At 40.5% G+C, this 14,775-nt stretch carries 11 protein-coding genes; 7 read left to right on the top strand and 4 right to left on the bottom strand.

The window, feature by feature from the left end; all coding sequences use genetic code 11:
- The first annotated feature begins 289 nt into the window (after positions 1-289).
- From B2107_RS06140 to B2107_RS06125, 4 genes are all read left to right on the top strand, one after another.
- Positions 290-571: a hypothetical protein gene (locus B2107_RS06140; protein ID WP_293954073.1), complete on the top strand. Its 282-nt coding sequence runs from the start codon at positions 290-292 to the stop codon at positions 569-571.
- A gap of 41 nt (positions 572-612) precedes the next feature.
- Complete coding sequence (locus tag B2107_RS06135; protein ID WP_293954072.1) at positions 613-870, top strand: hypothetical protein; 258 nt, start codon at positions 613-615, stop codon at positions 868-870.
- Positions 871-1,120: 250 nt separating this feature from the next.
- Positions 1,121-1,327 (top strand): hypothetical protein, encoded by a 207-nt coding sequence (locus tag B2107_RS06130; RefSeq protein ID WP_293954070.1) that lies wholly within the window; start codon positions 1,121-1,123, stop codon positions 1,325-1,327.
- A 133-nt stretch (positions 1,328-1,460) separates the two neighbouring features.
- On the top strand, positions 1,461-2,498 hold the full coding sequence (locus B2107_RS06125) for a hypothetical protein (protein ID WP_293954068.1): 1,038 nt from the start codon (positions 1,461-1,463) through the stop codon (positions 2,496-2,498).
- 694 nt (positions 2,499-3,192) lie between these two features.
- On the opposite strand, the gene B2107_RS06120 is transcribed toward B2107_RS06125, so the two are convergent.
- From B2107_RS06120 to B2107_RS06105, 4 genes are all read right to left on the bottom strand, one after another.
- A complete protein-coding gene (locus B2107_RS06120) occupies positions 3,193-4,812 on the bottom strand; it encodes an arylsulfatase (protein WP_293954066.1) in 1,620 nt (539 codons plus the stop codon).
- A 16-nt stretch (positions 4,813-4,828) separates the two neighbouring features.
- On the bottom strand, positions 4,829-6,421 hold the full coding sequence (locus B2107_RS06115) for an arylsulfatase (RefSeq protein ID WP_293954064.1): 1,593 nt from the start codon (positions 6,419-6,421) through the stop codon (positions 4,829-4,831).
- Between the two features lie 23 nt (positions 6,422-6,444).
- Positions 6,445-7,914: a RagB/SusD family nutrient uptake outer membrane protein gene (locus B2107_RS06110; protein ID WP_293954062.1), complete on the bottom strand. Its 1,470-nt coding sequence runs from the start codon at positions 7,912-7,914 to the stop codon at positions 6,445-6,447.
- A gap of 70 nt (positions 7,915-7,984) precedes the next feature.
- Positions 7,985-11,038 (bottom strand): SusC/RagA family TonB-linked outer membrane protein, encoded by a 3,054-nt coding sequence (locus B2107_RS06105; protein WP_293954060.1) that lies wholly within the window; start codon positions 11,036-11,038, stop codon positions 7,985-7,987.
- A 657-nt stretch (positions 11,039-11,695) separates the two neighbouring features.
- On the opposite strand from B2107_RS06105, the gene B2107_RS06100 reads away from it, so the two are divergent.
- From B2107_RS06100 to B2107_RS06090, 3 genes are all read left to right on the top strand, one after another.
- Positions 11,696-12,355, top strand: a complete 660-nt coding sequence (locus B2107_RS06100; RefSeq protein ID WP_293954058.1) for a DUF6266 family protein — start codon at positions 11,696-11,698, stop codon at positions 12,353-12,355.
- 135 nt (positions 12,356-12,490) lie between these two features.
- Positions 12,491-13,357, top strand: a complete 867-nt coding sequence (locus B2107_RS06095; protein WP_293954056.1) for a hypothetical protein — start codon at positions 12,491-12,493, stop codon at positions 13,355-13,357.
- Between the two features lie 440 nt (positions 13,358-13,797).
- Positions 13,798-14,730 carry a TIGR01777 family oxidoreductase gene (locus tag B2107_RS06090; protein WP_293954054.1) on the top strand — a complete coding sequence of 311 codons (933 nt, stop codon included), beginning with the start codon at positions 13,798-13,800 and terminating at the stop codon, positions 14,728-14,730.
- The last annotated feature ends 45 nt before the right edge of the window (positions 14,731-14,775 follow it).

Genomic DNA, 14,775 nt, shown 5'->3' with positions numbered 1-14,775 from the left:
GTGGAAGGCATAAAGCCTTTTTGACTCCAACTTGCTGTTCTCATAGCCTGTTGGAGCAATATTAAGTGTTAAAACCATTGTCTTTAGGGCTATTGCGAAAGATATTATTCCTAAGAATCCTTTTAAGCTGTTCAAAAGCAAGAAAACAAAGTGTAATAAAAAGCCGCTTTCTTCTGATGAACTTCAGAGGCTGGAGAACAAAGTCTTTTCTTCCAAGCGGCTTGCTGTCATCAGAGACATATTTATTTTCCAATGTTATACCGGACTTGCCTACATTGATGCTTATCAGTTGGATCCCTACCATATTAAACAGGGAATAGACGGCGCCTTATGGATTATGTCAAGCGAGCAAAAATCCAAATCCAAAACTGACGTTCCCCTACTGCCAAAGGCAATCGAGATCATGGAACGTTATAAAGATCATCCGATCTATCGTCAACGGATATCAGTACTGCCGGTAAAGTCTAATCAAAAAATGAATGAGTATCTTAAGGAAATTGCGGTATTATGCAATTTCCTTAAGATACGCTCAACACACACAAAGCCAGACGTACTTTTGCCAGCACAGTAACATTTAAAAATGGAGTGCCGATCCATGTGGTCAAAGAGATCATGGGACATCATTCGGTGAGGCAGACAGAGGAATACGCAATAACCCAACAGGAATCAATCAGCGAGGAAATGAACAACCTTAAAAATAAACTGTCGAACAGTGATAGAGTATATGATCCATTGTTGGTACTGAAGCAACTAGAACAGGAAGTTCACAATATGAAAAGTAATAGAATCGACGATAGATTACCTTCGCAAGATGATGACAAATTAGATCGCATAGTTGAGGAAATAGATAAAATAAAAAAAGCTCTATGATCAAAAAAGCTTTAGATCGTAAAAAAAATATAAAATGTATTATACCTCAAAGTGAGTGATTGTCCAACCAATGCGATTATAAGCATAATTGCATATGAAGCAAGAGGAGGTGGCTACGTATGGTTTCACATGGATTGGGGCTGGCGGGGTCAGAATAACGGTTGGTTTGGCTATGCAAGCACAGATTCAGGAAACCTAAACTTTCGATATAAGCGAGATATGGTTTATTCAATTTACAAATAACATCAATATGAACAAGTTATTATTAGTATTCACAAGTCTTCTTACTTTCTTCAGTGCCTGTAAGAAAACAGGAGCATTAAGCACAAACGTTTACAGTGAAATGCAGCTACATTTATTAGATGAAAATGGCGTAAATGTGATCGATTCAAAACTAACAAGTGCAGATCTGGATCTTTATTACGTCAAAACCATCCCCTTCTTTTGTGCTATATGATGTAACGATCACCAAGGCAAGGGATATTGTAAGACTTATTTCTCAAATGTCATCATAGTCTTCAGAACATGCTCATGATAGTATAATTATTCGGCCTAATTTTTGACATATGCAAAATTAAATTTACCATTTAATGCATATGAAAACTTTGCCTTTTACATTTACTTTAATGATCTTAACCGCTTTATCGTTTTTGAGTTGTAGTAAACGTGATGATGACGATAGCTTATCAGAATCTGGTCCAATTATTCATGCTGTTGGAAAAATCAATGATAAGGCTATATATTGGAAAAACTCGAGCGTGACCGTATTGGGAAAGGGACCAGGAGCATCTGAAGCTGTGGGAATGACAATGAATGGAGCAGATATTTATGTAGTAGGTTATGAGATAAATGCAAATGGTAAATATGTTGCAAGATATTGGAAAAATGGTTCCGCAGTTGATCTCACTGATGGCTCAAATGATGCCAGGGCAAATAGTATTGTTATTGCGGGTACTGATGTCTATATTGCTGGACAGGAAATGGTAAGCGGAGGTACAACGTATATTGCTAAATACTGGAAGAATGGAGTTTCCGTTTCCCTAACGGATGCCGGTGAGAATGCAATTTCTTCCGATATTGCTGTACTAGGCAATGACATTTATGTTATTGGCGAAAGAAGACAGCTTAATTGGCTTAATCCTGTTACGTGCTACTGGAAGAACGGACAGCGTACTGATCTTTCCGATCAAAACTCAGCAGCAGATAATCAGGCGATCTATATTATAGGTAACGATGTGTATACAATGTGGTCTACCATTTACAATAAACAAGGGCAGATACAAACAAGATATTCCAAAAATTTTTCACAACCTAAGTTGATCCAGGATGGGACTTCAAGTAGCCGGGGAAATTCGTTAATCGTGAAAAATAATGATGTTTATATTGGAGGCTCTGGTGTTTCGGCCACTGGCAATACGATGTCGGCGAAATATTGGAAAAATGGAACACCTGTCACCTTAAGTTCTGACGATTCGCAAGCATTAAGTATTGTTTTGCTAAATAATGAAGTATATACAGCAGGCTATCAGAATTCAACAGCAACTTACTGGAACAAAGGAAATTATAAAACACTACCAACCTCGTCTGGCAGCTCACTAATTAGAAAAATAATTGTAAAAGATAATTAATCAAGCGTATTAAAGCTATATAAAGCTCATCTAAGTAAACAAAATTTAAAAATAACGCGCTCTAAAATGGTTTTAACGAGGGACTATCAAATTATTTTGTTTGGAATTGCTCCGTAATGAAAATAAGGATTTATAGATCTTAGTATGATTTTTAGCAAGGAATGTAGCTTAAGTATTATCGATCAGATACAGGCCTGACCGTTTTTAGTGCTAATGCCAAAAATGAAAATTTATTAAGTGAAAATTCAGCGGTGTCAGATCGCATTGACCTTGATAAATTAGCTATTGTATCATCAGGCAACAATGAGAAAAAACCAAGCCATGGAGGACAAAAACTAGCTCCTGACATCCTTTCGCCAGATATGTTTAGAGTCAAAAATAAAAAGGGACAAGCATATTTGGCATTGATCTTTGATTGCCTTCGTTTCTTTCTTCCCTCTATTCATTCCTTATTATATTCGAATGGAAATTCCTATATTTGATAAAGTAGATTAGTTGTTTTTATTGAGTCTCTGACAAAATTTATTTCTTAAAATTAGCTAAATATTTAATGGCAAATTCGTGGCAGTAAATTTAAAATACCTTTAAAAATTAGGCTTAAAGTAGTTTGGAAGAGGTGGTTCGAATCCCGCCCTCTCCGCCAAAGAGAAAAAAGCTTTCTGGTAACTCAGAAAGCTTTTTTACATTTAAGCAGTTAGAAATTGCGGGGTACTGGTATTTCCTGCAATTTACTTTCCCTAAAATCCTTCATAGTTTTGGGTTCCTTAACTTCCAATTCTGCAAAATCCACAACACCGTTTTCTTTTGCCCATTGGAAATAAGCAGTAGACAAACGGGATACAACGTCGTGATGCTGTCCGGCAACATCGTTCCGTTCAGTAGGATCCTGCGCAAGATCGTAAAGTTCCCATTTATAGGACGGCCAGGTCGATACAAGTTTCCATTTTCCAATACGGGCAGCACGATTACCGGCGCGCTCCCAAAATAAACCTTCTTCTCGCCGAACGGTATCTTGATCTTGGAATAAAACCTGAAGCAAACTCTTTCCTGGTAAAGCATTCGCCTTATGTCCCTCATATTCTTTTGGGTATACTGCGCCAACCAAATCGTAGAACGTCGGCGCCAGATCGATGACGTGACCAGTGCCCTGTTTGATGCCTTTCGCTATTTTACCAGGAAACCAAGCTATAAATGGTGTATTAATCCCACCTTCATAGGTATAATCTTTAAATGCTTTAAAGGGTGTATTGGATGCATATGACCAATTTTTGCTCTGCGATTCATAAGAACCCAGTGTTCCAACCGGTCCTTTATTTATGCGGGCGCCATGATGCCAACGAACAAGATCTTCAGCCGGCGCACCATTGTCTGACAAGAAAACAATCAGTGTATTGTCCAATTGTCCATTGTCTTTTAGCTTACCTAACAATTTCCCTATAGTCTGATCCAATCTGTCGACCATAGCCGCAAACACTTCCATTTTTTTTGCCCAAAGCGTTTTTTGATCAAATGATAATCGTGACCAATCGTAAATATCCTCATCAACAAGCGATGGTCGGCTTGCTTGCGATACCAGCCCTAATTGTTTCTGTCGCTCAAAGCGTTCTTGACGTATCACCTCCCACCCGCTGTCGTACCGCCCTTTGTATTTGGCGATATCTTGCGGCAATGCTACTAATGGCCAATGTGGCGCTGTGTGTGCTAAATAGAGAAAAAAGGGTTTATCCTGCGTTTTGATCTGATCCAGAAATGCCTCAGCTTCACGATTGATAACCTCTGTTGAAAATGCATCTTCCAAGGGATAGCCTTCAGAATCGGTTTGTGCCTGAAAAGTCGGTGCGCCTGAATCAGCATTTTTTTCCACTCTTGGGAAAACCAAATCAAAACCGCGTTCCCAGGGTAAACTTTTCCCTTTTCCAGACACGTGCCATTTGCCCGAAGTTGCCGTAATATAACCATTCAACCGAAGGACTTCAGCAATGGTCAGCGATTCCGAATTGATATAACCCTGATAAGCAGGCAGTCCAAGATCATTGGAAAAATACCCAACGCCAGCTTTGTGCTGATATTGCCCTGTGATCAGGGAGGCCCTTGTGGGTGCACATATGGAATTGTTATAAAATTGCGTCAACCTTAGCCCTTCGTTGGCTAAACGATCCAAATTGGGTGTAGAAATTTCGGAACCGTATGCTCCAAGATCAGAATAGCCTAAATCATCGGCCAAAACCAAAATGATGTTTGGTTTTTTCTGTTGTGCATAGCCAAAGCATAATGTAATATAAACAAGGTATAATATCGAAACTATCTTCTTCATGTTCTTTCTTTTACTCCTAACGAAATTGATTGATGGTTTTTAAACGCTTGTAATCCACAACGGAATTCTCTTCAGCCCAGGCTTTATACCTTGCTTCGAGATCTTTCACGATAGCTGGATAACGACTGGCAAGATTGTTATTTTCGCCCCGGTCCTCATCAATATTGTATAATTCGGGTTTGTTCCCTTCTTTAAATAATGAGACCAGTTTCCATTTACCATATCGAACAGCACGATTCCCCGCCCGTTCCCAAAACAGCGGAACATTCCTCTCGATCTGATTGCTATCTGAACGCAGCAGCGCGCGCAAACTCAGCCCCGGAAGTGTATTTGTCGCCGTGTCACCAACACGCTTCGGATAGGTTGCACCTGCGTAGTCATACAAGGTGGGAGCGATATCAATAAGATGGCCTCCCCCCTTCTTAATCACGTTTGATCGTACCTCTTTTGGATACCACACAATAAAAGGGGCACCAATGCCGCCTTCATACGGATTATCTTTGTAACTTCTCAACGGTGAGTTTCCGGTTTGGGACCAATTGCTGTTTTGCACATCATAGGACCCCGGTAATCCGACAGTCTCTGTATTCCTTGCCGTATACACCCGTGTGCGGTCCCCGCCCTGAGCACCGTTATCAGACAAAAAAATGATTAGCGTATTCTTATCTTTTTTTAGCTCTTTTAACGTTTGTCTGATGCGGCCGATACTCTGATCCATGCGATCGATCATACCGGCAAAGACCTGTTGCCGACGTTGCCAATACTGCTGCTCATCATAGGTCAATTTATCCCAGTTCTGTACGGTCGAGTCCTTTTTTGCAATGGCCTGCCCTGGCGGGAAAACACCTTTTTGCTGCGCATTTTTAAAACGCTGCGTACGCAAAGTATCCCATCCCTCACGATACACTCCTATATATTTTTGAGTTTCTTCTTCCGGCGCCTGAAGAGGCCAATGCGGGGCATTAAATGCCAAATACAAAAAGAAAGGCTTTTTATCCTTTTGCTGTTCTTTTAGAAAGCCAATGGCTTGATCCGTAATCTCATCTGTCAGATAACGCCCCTTGGGTAAATAAAAAGGTTTATTATTTCGGAACAATGGTACTGTTGGCTGTTCAGGTCCATTTACTTCATAAAAATTAGACGCCCCACCAACAAAATTGAAAGACCGCTCAAACCCGCGCTGTGCCGGCCACTGATCGTAATCATCGCCCACATGCCATTTCCCCGATATAATAGTGGAGTATCCGGCCTGTTTCAAAACTTCAGCCAGCGTCCGTGACTCCCGATTTAAAAAACCCTGATAAGCAGGCAGCCCAAGATTCACATTAAAATAACCTATACCTGCGCGATGCGCATACTGCCCCGTCAGTAAGGAAGCGCGTGTAGGGGCACAAATGGAATTGTTATAAAATTCCTGAAATCTCGTTCCTTCTTTGGCCAAAGCCGTCAAATTGGGGGTCTGCAAGTCCGTTCCGCCGTAGGGCTCTATATCCGAAAAACCCAAATCATCAACCAAAATCAATACGATATTTGGCCGATTGTCCTGACCCAAGCTTATCCGAGGTAAGATGGTTAGGCAAAGTGCAACTAATAAACATGTCGTTTTCATCTACTTAAAATTTAATTAATATATTATCTATTGATCCAGTCGGGGTGCTGCGTGAGATTTGGATTGAGATTCAGTTCCCGTTGTGGCGTCGGAAAATGAATATGGCGGGCCGACGCATTCGTCTTACCGGCAGCTTTCAGCTTAGCAACATAGTAGGTAGTTCCCCTTCGGACCAGATCAAACCATCGTTGATATTCGTAAACAAGCTCCTTTCTGCGCTCTTCAAAAATCGATTCTCTAAAAAGATCTTTCGTTTCTGTAGTGGATATATCTTCCACCCCTGCACGACGACGGACCGCATTAATAGCATTGCGCGCTTCTAAAGTTGGCCCATTCAACTCATTTTCGGCCTCAGCAAAAATCAATAACACTTCCGCATAACGGATGATCGGCGTATTCTTGGAAGACTGCCCCTGATTTCCTACAACCGTTTCATCATAATATTTATTAAATTGTGGTTTGTTTAAGGCATAGTATTTATTATCTGTTGGCGACACCATCCCCGTTGTAAAGGTCACGAGCAGGCGTTTGTCATTTGCCGCAAAGCTTTTATACAGCCCGCCCTCGCTATGAAGCGCATCTGCGTAATCCCCGTTTATGCCAGGAATATCGGCTGGCGCAGATCTACTGGCCAAAGAATTTCCCTGATAGCCACTGTTGCCTTTAAATTGAGCTGAAAATATATGTTCAACACCATTCTTCTCTCCAATATTAAAAACATCGGCAAAATCTTGGAAAAGCGCATAACCTTCTTTATCAATAACTTCCGTGGCTAATAATTTTGCATTCGCCCAATCCCCTCGCGTCAGATAGACTTTAGCCAAAAGACTTTTGGCTGCTCCAGCAGTGGCGCGTCCTTTATCTGATTCCGAATAAGACTTATAGTTAGGCAGCGCCGAAGCAGATTTTAAATCTGCTATTATTAATCCATACACCGCATCCTCTGTCGCTTTCGCTACATAAAGTTCTTGAGGAGATAAAGTCTCTACTGGTTTAGTTATCAGCGGAACTGGTCCGAACCAACGCACTAAATTAAAATAGTGAAGTGCCCTTAAAAATTTCACCTCGTTGATCAGACGCTGTTGGAGAATTGGATCGATGCGATCCGCAGACAGCACACTTATTTTAGCAATATTGACATTTGATGCATTGATCGCATCGTAGCTTTGCTTCCAAAGTTGTTCCATACGGTCATTGGATGCATCATGAGTTAGATTGCTCAGCGCCCTAACATGTGCATTTCTAGCCCGCGGCCCTGCTTCATAATCATCTGTGGCCATTTCAACACCGATCTGTAGCAAGCTGTTGTACAAAGACTGCCCAGTTTCATATAACTTTCTGTAAGTTCCTGTCACTGCAGCGATAGCTTGATCTTGATCAAGATAATATTGCTCCGAAACCAAGACGCTTGCCGGATCCTCCTCCAATTTCGAGCAGGAAATTGCCGTTAGAAAAATCAGTATGACAGTGGATAAAACATGTATTTTTTTCATTTGAATCAATTGCTTTTTATGGATAATGAGCTAAACTCAGCACTTCTTACTATTCCTGTTTAGCGAGCTATTAAAAGGTCAATGAAACCCCTGCAGAAAAAGATCTAGATGCGGGATAAATGCCCAGATCGGTACCTATCTGTACATTGCTGCCTGAGGTAACCTCCGGATCAAAACCTGTATATTTGGCCCAGGTTAAAAGATTTTGAGCCGTTAAATAGAGATTAAGTCCCTTTATCTTAGCGTCCTGAAGCCACTCTTTAGGAAAACTGTACCCGAAATGCAATGATTTTATCCGTACAAAAGAGCCGCTTTCTACAAATTGGTCCGAAAACACAGGAGCCGGATCCAACTTCGCACGGGGATAAGACTGACTCGGATTTGAGGGAGTCCAGCGCTCCAATGCATCAATTGATGCATTCTGTTGACCGGTAAACATCTCCAAATTCTGCCTATTAATATTCAGAAGATCATTCCCGACAGTGCCTTGGATAAGAAACGAAAGATCAAAACCCTTATAGGAAATACTATTGGTCAATCCAAAAATAAAATCCGGCTGTGCATTACCTAAAATCGTTCTATCATTTGCAGTCGTAAATTGTCCGTCACCATCGATATCTTTGTAAAGACGGTCACCCGCTTTAGGACTGGCATTTCCTGTAAATTTACCCTTGGCACCCTCCTCTCCCGACTGCAGAATACCGTCAGTAACATTGCCATAAAAGGTGCCTAGAGGCTCTCCAACTTTAATGATATAATTTCCAGAAATATAAGAACTGACGCCGTCACCAATCTTCAGTACGCTGTTGCGATTCAGGGAAAAGTTTACATCTGTGCTCCAGCTGAACAATCCCTCGATATTCCTCGATTTCAACCCCAATTCAAATCCTTTATTTGATACAGAACCAAAATTTTGAAGGGAAGAGGCATAACCGGAGGTCCAAGGTATTTCCACATTAAGTAAGAGATCCTTTGTCTTTTTATAATAATAATCAACTGTAAATTGAAGACGATTTTTAAGTAAACTGATATCAAAACCACCATCATATTGTACAGTGCTTTCCCAACCGAGGTTTTTGTTGGGAATACGTTGCGGGGCAAAACCAGTGACCACGTTGTTTCCAAACAGATAATTTAGGCTATATAAGGTAGATAAGGATTGATATTGCCCGATTTCTTGATTACCTGTGGTTCCAAAGCTTGTACGAATCTTAAAATCATCTACTCCAGGAAATGCTTCCTTAAAAAAAGACTCATTGGCAGCGCGCCAAGAAAGTGCTATCGACGGGAAATTTCCCCATTTGTTGTCTGCCCCAAAGCGAGAGCTACCATCACGACGTAGACTTGCCGAAACATAATATTTGTTTGCGAAATTGTAATTTACCCTGGCAAGATAAGAGTGTAATACCCATGTGTAGCTGTCAGAAGAAGGACGCACAATGGTAGATCCACTCTGTAGATTATTGAACAGTAAGTCGTCGGTCACAAAATTTTCTGCTCCAGCGTTGAAGATCGTATTTTTGGTTTCTTGCTGCGTAAATCCTATTAAAGCATTGAACGTATGTTTTCCTGTGTTCGCCGAATAGTTTAACGTGTTTTCATTCAGCCATGAGGTTCCATCCAAATTCCCTAAGCTAGCTTTCCCCTTTGAGCCTGCCCCTTCATAGATATAGGATGGCAAATAAAACTTATCATTTCGGCCATTTAGGTCAACGCCAACCAATACCTTAGCTTGTAGACCTTTTAAAATACGATATTGTCCAAAAGAAGTTCCCAATATCCGTAGTCCATTGGATGAATTTGTCGTTTCTTTTAAGGTCGCTATTGGGTTGGCAAAGATGTTTTCAAAAGGATTTCGTAATGTATAAGCACCGTCGGCGTCATACACAGTTGCCGTCGAAGGCATTATAAGCAGAGCGTTGACAATTCCTGTCGGAGCTATTTGCGCATAAGTTTTGTTGATCGATAAATTTGCGCCAACCTGTAACCTGTCGAAAGGATTGGCGTCGATATTTGATCTAAATCCTACACGCTTGAAATTAGTGTTGACAATGACACCCTGCTGATCAAAATAATTTGCTCCTAAATAATATTTCACTTTTTCAGCTCCACCCGATAAAGAAAGCTGCTGATTATAAATCTTCCCAGTACGAAACGCTTCTGTTTGCCAATTTGTACCAGCACCCAGCTGATCGATTTCAGTTTGACTGCGGTATTGAAAAGCTCCGAGGTTGGGATTCGCATCGTACAAAGCCTCATTTCTTAAGATTGCAAAATCGTGAGCATTCAATACCTCGATTTGTTTCAATACATTTTGTGCGCCAAAACTCCCATCATAGTTTAATTGTACCTGTCCTGCTCTACCTTTTTTTGTTGTTACCAAAATTACCCCATTCGCCCCTCTGGATCCGTAGATTGCCGTTGCAGCAGCGTCTTTTAGAACTTCAATACTTTCAATATCAGTTGGGCTGATGCTTGCTAATGGGTTGACTGGTGTACCGCTCCCTACTCCCGTACTTTCAGTTTGATTATATACCGGAAATCCGTCAATAACATAAAGGGGTTCATTTCCCCCTTGTATGGATGCGCCACCGCGAATGCGAACACTCACACCCCCGCCGGGTTGTCCCGAAGTTTGTGTAACCTGAACGCCCGAGATCCCCCCTTTCAATGCCTGATCAAGCGAGGATACGGGCTGTCTGAGAAGCTTCTCAGGCAAGGTCGCCACAGCTCCAGTGAGATCACGACGTTTCTGGGTTCCGTACCCTACAATCACAACCTCATCCAAGTCTGTTGAGATGGGCGATAACGCTATTATAGTCGGTGAAGAATTGACGACTACCTGTTTTTTCTCATAGCCTACAAAACTGACAATTAACGTAAATGGAAGCTTCTGTCCTGTCACAAACTGGAAATTACCTTGGTTATCCGTTTGTACACTATGTGTTACCGCTTCCAATTGTACCGTTACGCCCTGAATGGGTTCTTTGGTTTTCGCATCGATAACTTTACCGATTAACGATGCATTAATAATTGGTCTGGGTTCTTGTGCCCGTACACTTCCAAATGCGTACAGAAAAAGCACCATTGAAAGCGAATACCAAAGTACTCTGTGTTTTTTCATCGTAAATTCTATTTAATGTGAAAATGCAAACAAGTGCCAACGCCATTGGTACGCTTGTTATAAATAAGATGGAATGCTTATTGAACAATAAGCACAAGGAAGGTGTGCTCTTCAGCACATGCGCATTCGACAAATAAATAGATAATAATTAGATGTAATGAAGCAATAGCTCTCTCGATAGAAAAAGTAGTCGTTTTTCATACTTGTATAATATTTAATGAGATAATTTTATAATCGTTGCCAACGCCAATCGTTAACGACTAACCAAATATAAAACTATTCCACAATAAAATCTATATACTTAGTAGTTTATTTACAAAAAAGTAAAATCCCTTTTAATCAGTAAAGCTACTACACAACGATCAACTATGGTTTGATGAAATTTTTGTTACAAAGGCATAGCCCATCCAAAATTTTACTCCGCTAATTTCTAAGGCTAGCAAAACCTAATCAATTCATACCCAAATTTGCCATTTAGACAGTGCTTATTCAGTGCTCGTTCAGTGATTACTCAGTCATCATTCAGTCAGTAGTGACGAAGTAGTGACTAATTACTGGCTAAAAAATGTATAAATTTTGTTTATAGGGATAAATTGATATTAGGTTTTACCAGCTTTAATGCTTATATTAAATATTTATAAACTTAATAAAGCAATTATGGCAATCCTTAAAAATGGCGTCAATGGATCTGTCTCGGGAAAGGCAGGTTCTGTTGTATTTGTTTTGACTAAAGCAGGAAATTATGTACGGTCTCTTCCTCGCGTAAAAAAGCGAAAGCCCAGTGCTGGTCAGTTGCTCTCTCGAACACGTTTCAAAATGGTGAGGTCACATATCATTATGCTCAATCCGATCATCAAATTGGGGTATAAGACATATAGCGCTCCTAAAAGGCCATACGACGCCGCGATGTCGTATAATTTGAAAGAAGCTCTCATTCGTCAAGATGATGGATTTGCGATTGACTGGCAGAAGTTTATGATCGCAAAAGGAAGTCCAAATCCCATCAGTTCTTATAGCATCGAATATGATCATGAAAATCAAGTGCTTGAAGTTACTTGGGAATATGACACCTATCTGGAAGAAAAATATAAAACCCAGCACTACAACTCCTTCTTAGTTTTGTATAGTGCGGCAGATGAAGGAGTGCCCTTTCAGATGTTGACCAATGACTTAGAAAGCACCTTATCTTCTGGAAAACAAAACATTAAGATCAAGAAAAATAAAAATGAAGTGACCTATGAAATGTTTATCTTCTTTTTAGAAAGCTATGGCGAAGGTAATACAGATAGTTTGCACTTGGGTAGCATAAAAGTTTGAGAAGAGTTAATAGAACCATAACATAGCTGAACTTGTGGATAGATAAAAATTCCCTACGACTGCTAAAAAATACCTGAAACCAGTGATCAAGTTTAGGACCAATTGGTCTATTTTTGCAATAAAGAACGGTGAAATATGAGAAAATTAATTGGATACTGTTTAGTTATACTCGGTGCAGGGCCACTCTACACAGAAGCGCAAGAAAATTTAAACTTCGACGATAACTTCAACTTATGGAATGTTCGGGCTGGTCAGCAGACCACCGTCTTTGCAGCAAAAGCTTACGTGCGCAAGCAACCTAATCTTAAAGCTGCCATGGTTGATTCGCTATCTGTAGGAAATGTTGTTACGATCACTAGCCCACCATTTAAGGGAAATACCATAAAAAATTTTTATGCCCCTTGGCATGAAATAACCTATACTAAAGACGGCATCAAAAAAACTGGCTTTATTTGGCTGGGGCTATTGGCGCTTGGAAAACAAAGCGCCTCAGATGGCTCGCAATACATATACGGTTTTGATCGTTTGACTGAAAGTAGCGACGAACAGAATCACTTCTCAACAGGTGTCAAAATTCTCGATGCAAATGGAGATTTTCTAGCAGAACATACCTATCGTTTCACCTACTCTGGGCAAACCTTCGCTCAAAGTAAATTGCTTCCGGCAATGGGTCTGCAAAACGTCAAGCAGATTCTGCGTATGGAGTTTTTGGGTGAAGCCTGCGGCATACCATCAGAATATTACTATATGGCCTGGACAGGAAAGCAACTTATTGATCTACCGAGTCGGTATTCGGTCGCTGATGCGGGTATTTATTATTACGATGAAAAGATGCTATTTCCTTCCGAACATGGCAAAAACAATCAGATTATCTATAAATACATCGAAGAAGGGGAAGCTTTGGACGATAATGTAGAAAATCCAAATCTTAAAATCACAAAAAAGCAGGAAGAATTTCAATGGAGTGGTATGAGTTTTCAAAAGCTTTCGAAATCCAACTAGTATTTTATATCGTTTTTACGGACAAGGGGCAAATTAATTCTTTCATTTCATGCTATGAAAATACAACATGATATCGCGACAGGGATGGTCTCGCTATGCGCTCTTACAAACTATGCGCAAGACAACAATTTAATAGCTAGCGACATCAAAATTCCTGGAAATTGTGCTATGTGCAAAAAACCTATAGAAAATGCGCTTCAGCTCATGCTGAAGTAGACTGAAACGACGATGAGCAAACAGCGACACTCGACTACAATGCAGGAAAAATGTTCTTAAATGCATTACTAAAGCGTATTGCGGGATCAGGCTATGACAACGAAAAATACCTGGCTGCTAAGGATAATTCATGATTTTTATAAACCAAAACAGTATATTTAGTATCAGTAATATAGGGAGGAGTGAAATGTTCAAATTAATTTACTAAAATCAACGTTCGATTCATGGAGAAAGTGGTTATTACAGGTGGTAGTGGAGCTATTGGTCTCCATTTGACAAAGCTATTGGTTGCCAATCACTATGACGTGATTATTTTTACAAGAAATCCCAAGTCGTATCCTGCCCAGGCCAACGTCAAATATGTACATTGGGATCCCAAAAAACAGGAAATAGATGTCAAATCGATTCAAGAAGCTGACTATATCATCAATCTGGCAGGTGCAAATCTCAACGCCAAGCGCTGGACAAAAGCGTATCAGCAAGAAATTATTGCCAGCCGCGTAGAAAGTGGGCAGTTGCTTTACCAAAGTTTAAAAAAGCTGCCAAATCATGTTAAAGCAGTTATATCTGCCTCCGCTATTGGTTGGTATGGAGCGGACGACCTGTACCAGAAAAGGCCTTTTGCAGAAGAAGACCCTCAAGGCGGCAATTTTCTATCCTGGGTTTGCAACCTTTGGGAAGGAAGTGTTAAACCTATTGAAACGTTGGGAAAAAGACTTGTTGTATTCCGCTTTGGAGTTGTGATCAGCAAGGACCAGGGATTATTAAAGGAAGTCGGCCGCTTCCTACCCTTCCGTTCAATTCCGATATTGGGTTCGGGCAAGCAGATGCTCAGCTGGATCCATATGGATGATCTCTGTCATATGTTGTTATTTGGCATACAAAACAATAACCTCGCAGGTATTTACAATGCCTGCTCATCTGAACCGCTTCCCCTTGGCGAATTTACAAAAAGGATCGCCAGGCGTAAATACGGCCCTTTCTACTTGAGGCTGCCTACCCCGTCATTTTTGATCCGGTGGATGCTGGGAAAAAAAGGACAGGAAATGATACTCGATGGCACATGGGTAAGTAACAAAAAGATTGTTCAGGAGAGATTTCCGTTTAAATACCCGCTTTTGGATAATAATTGTATAGACAATTTACATATCGATTAATTGTTAATTGCTGTTACTTTCCGCCCTTTTTGGGACAAAATCCGT

Origin of the sequence: Sphingobacterium sp. UBA7855 (genome assembly GCA_002500745.1) — a bacterium.
Lineage (GTDB): Bacteria > Bacteroidota > Bacteroidia > Sphingobacteriales > Sphingobacteriaceae > Sphingobacterium.
The sequence above is the reverse complement of the archived record's forward strand: the minus strand, read 5'-3'. Positions and strand labels throughout refer to the sequence as shown.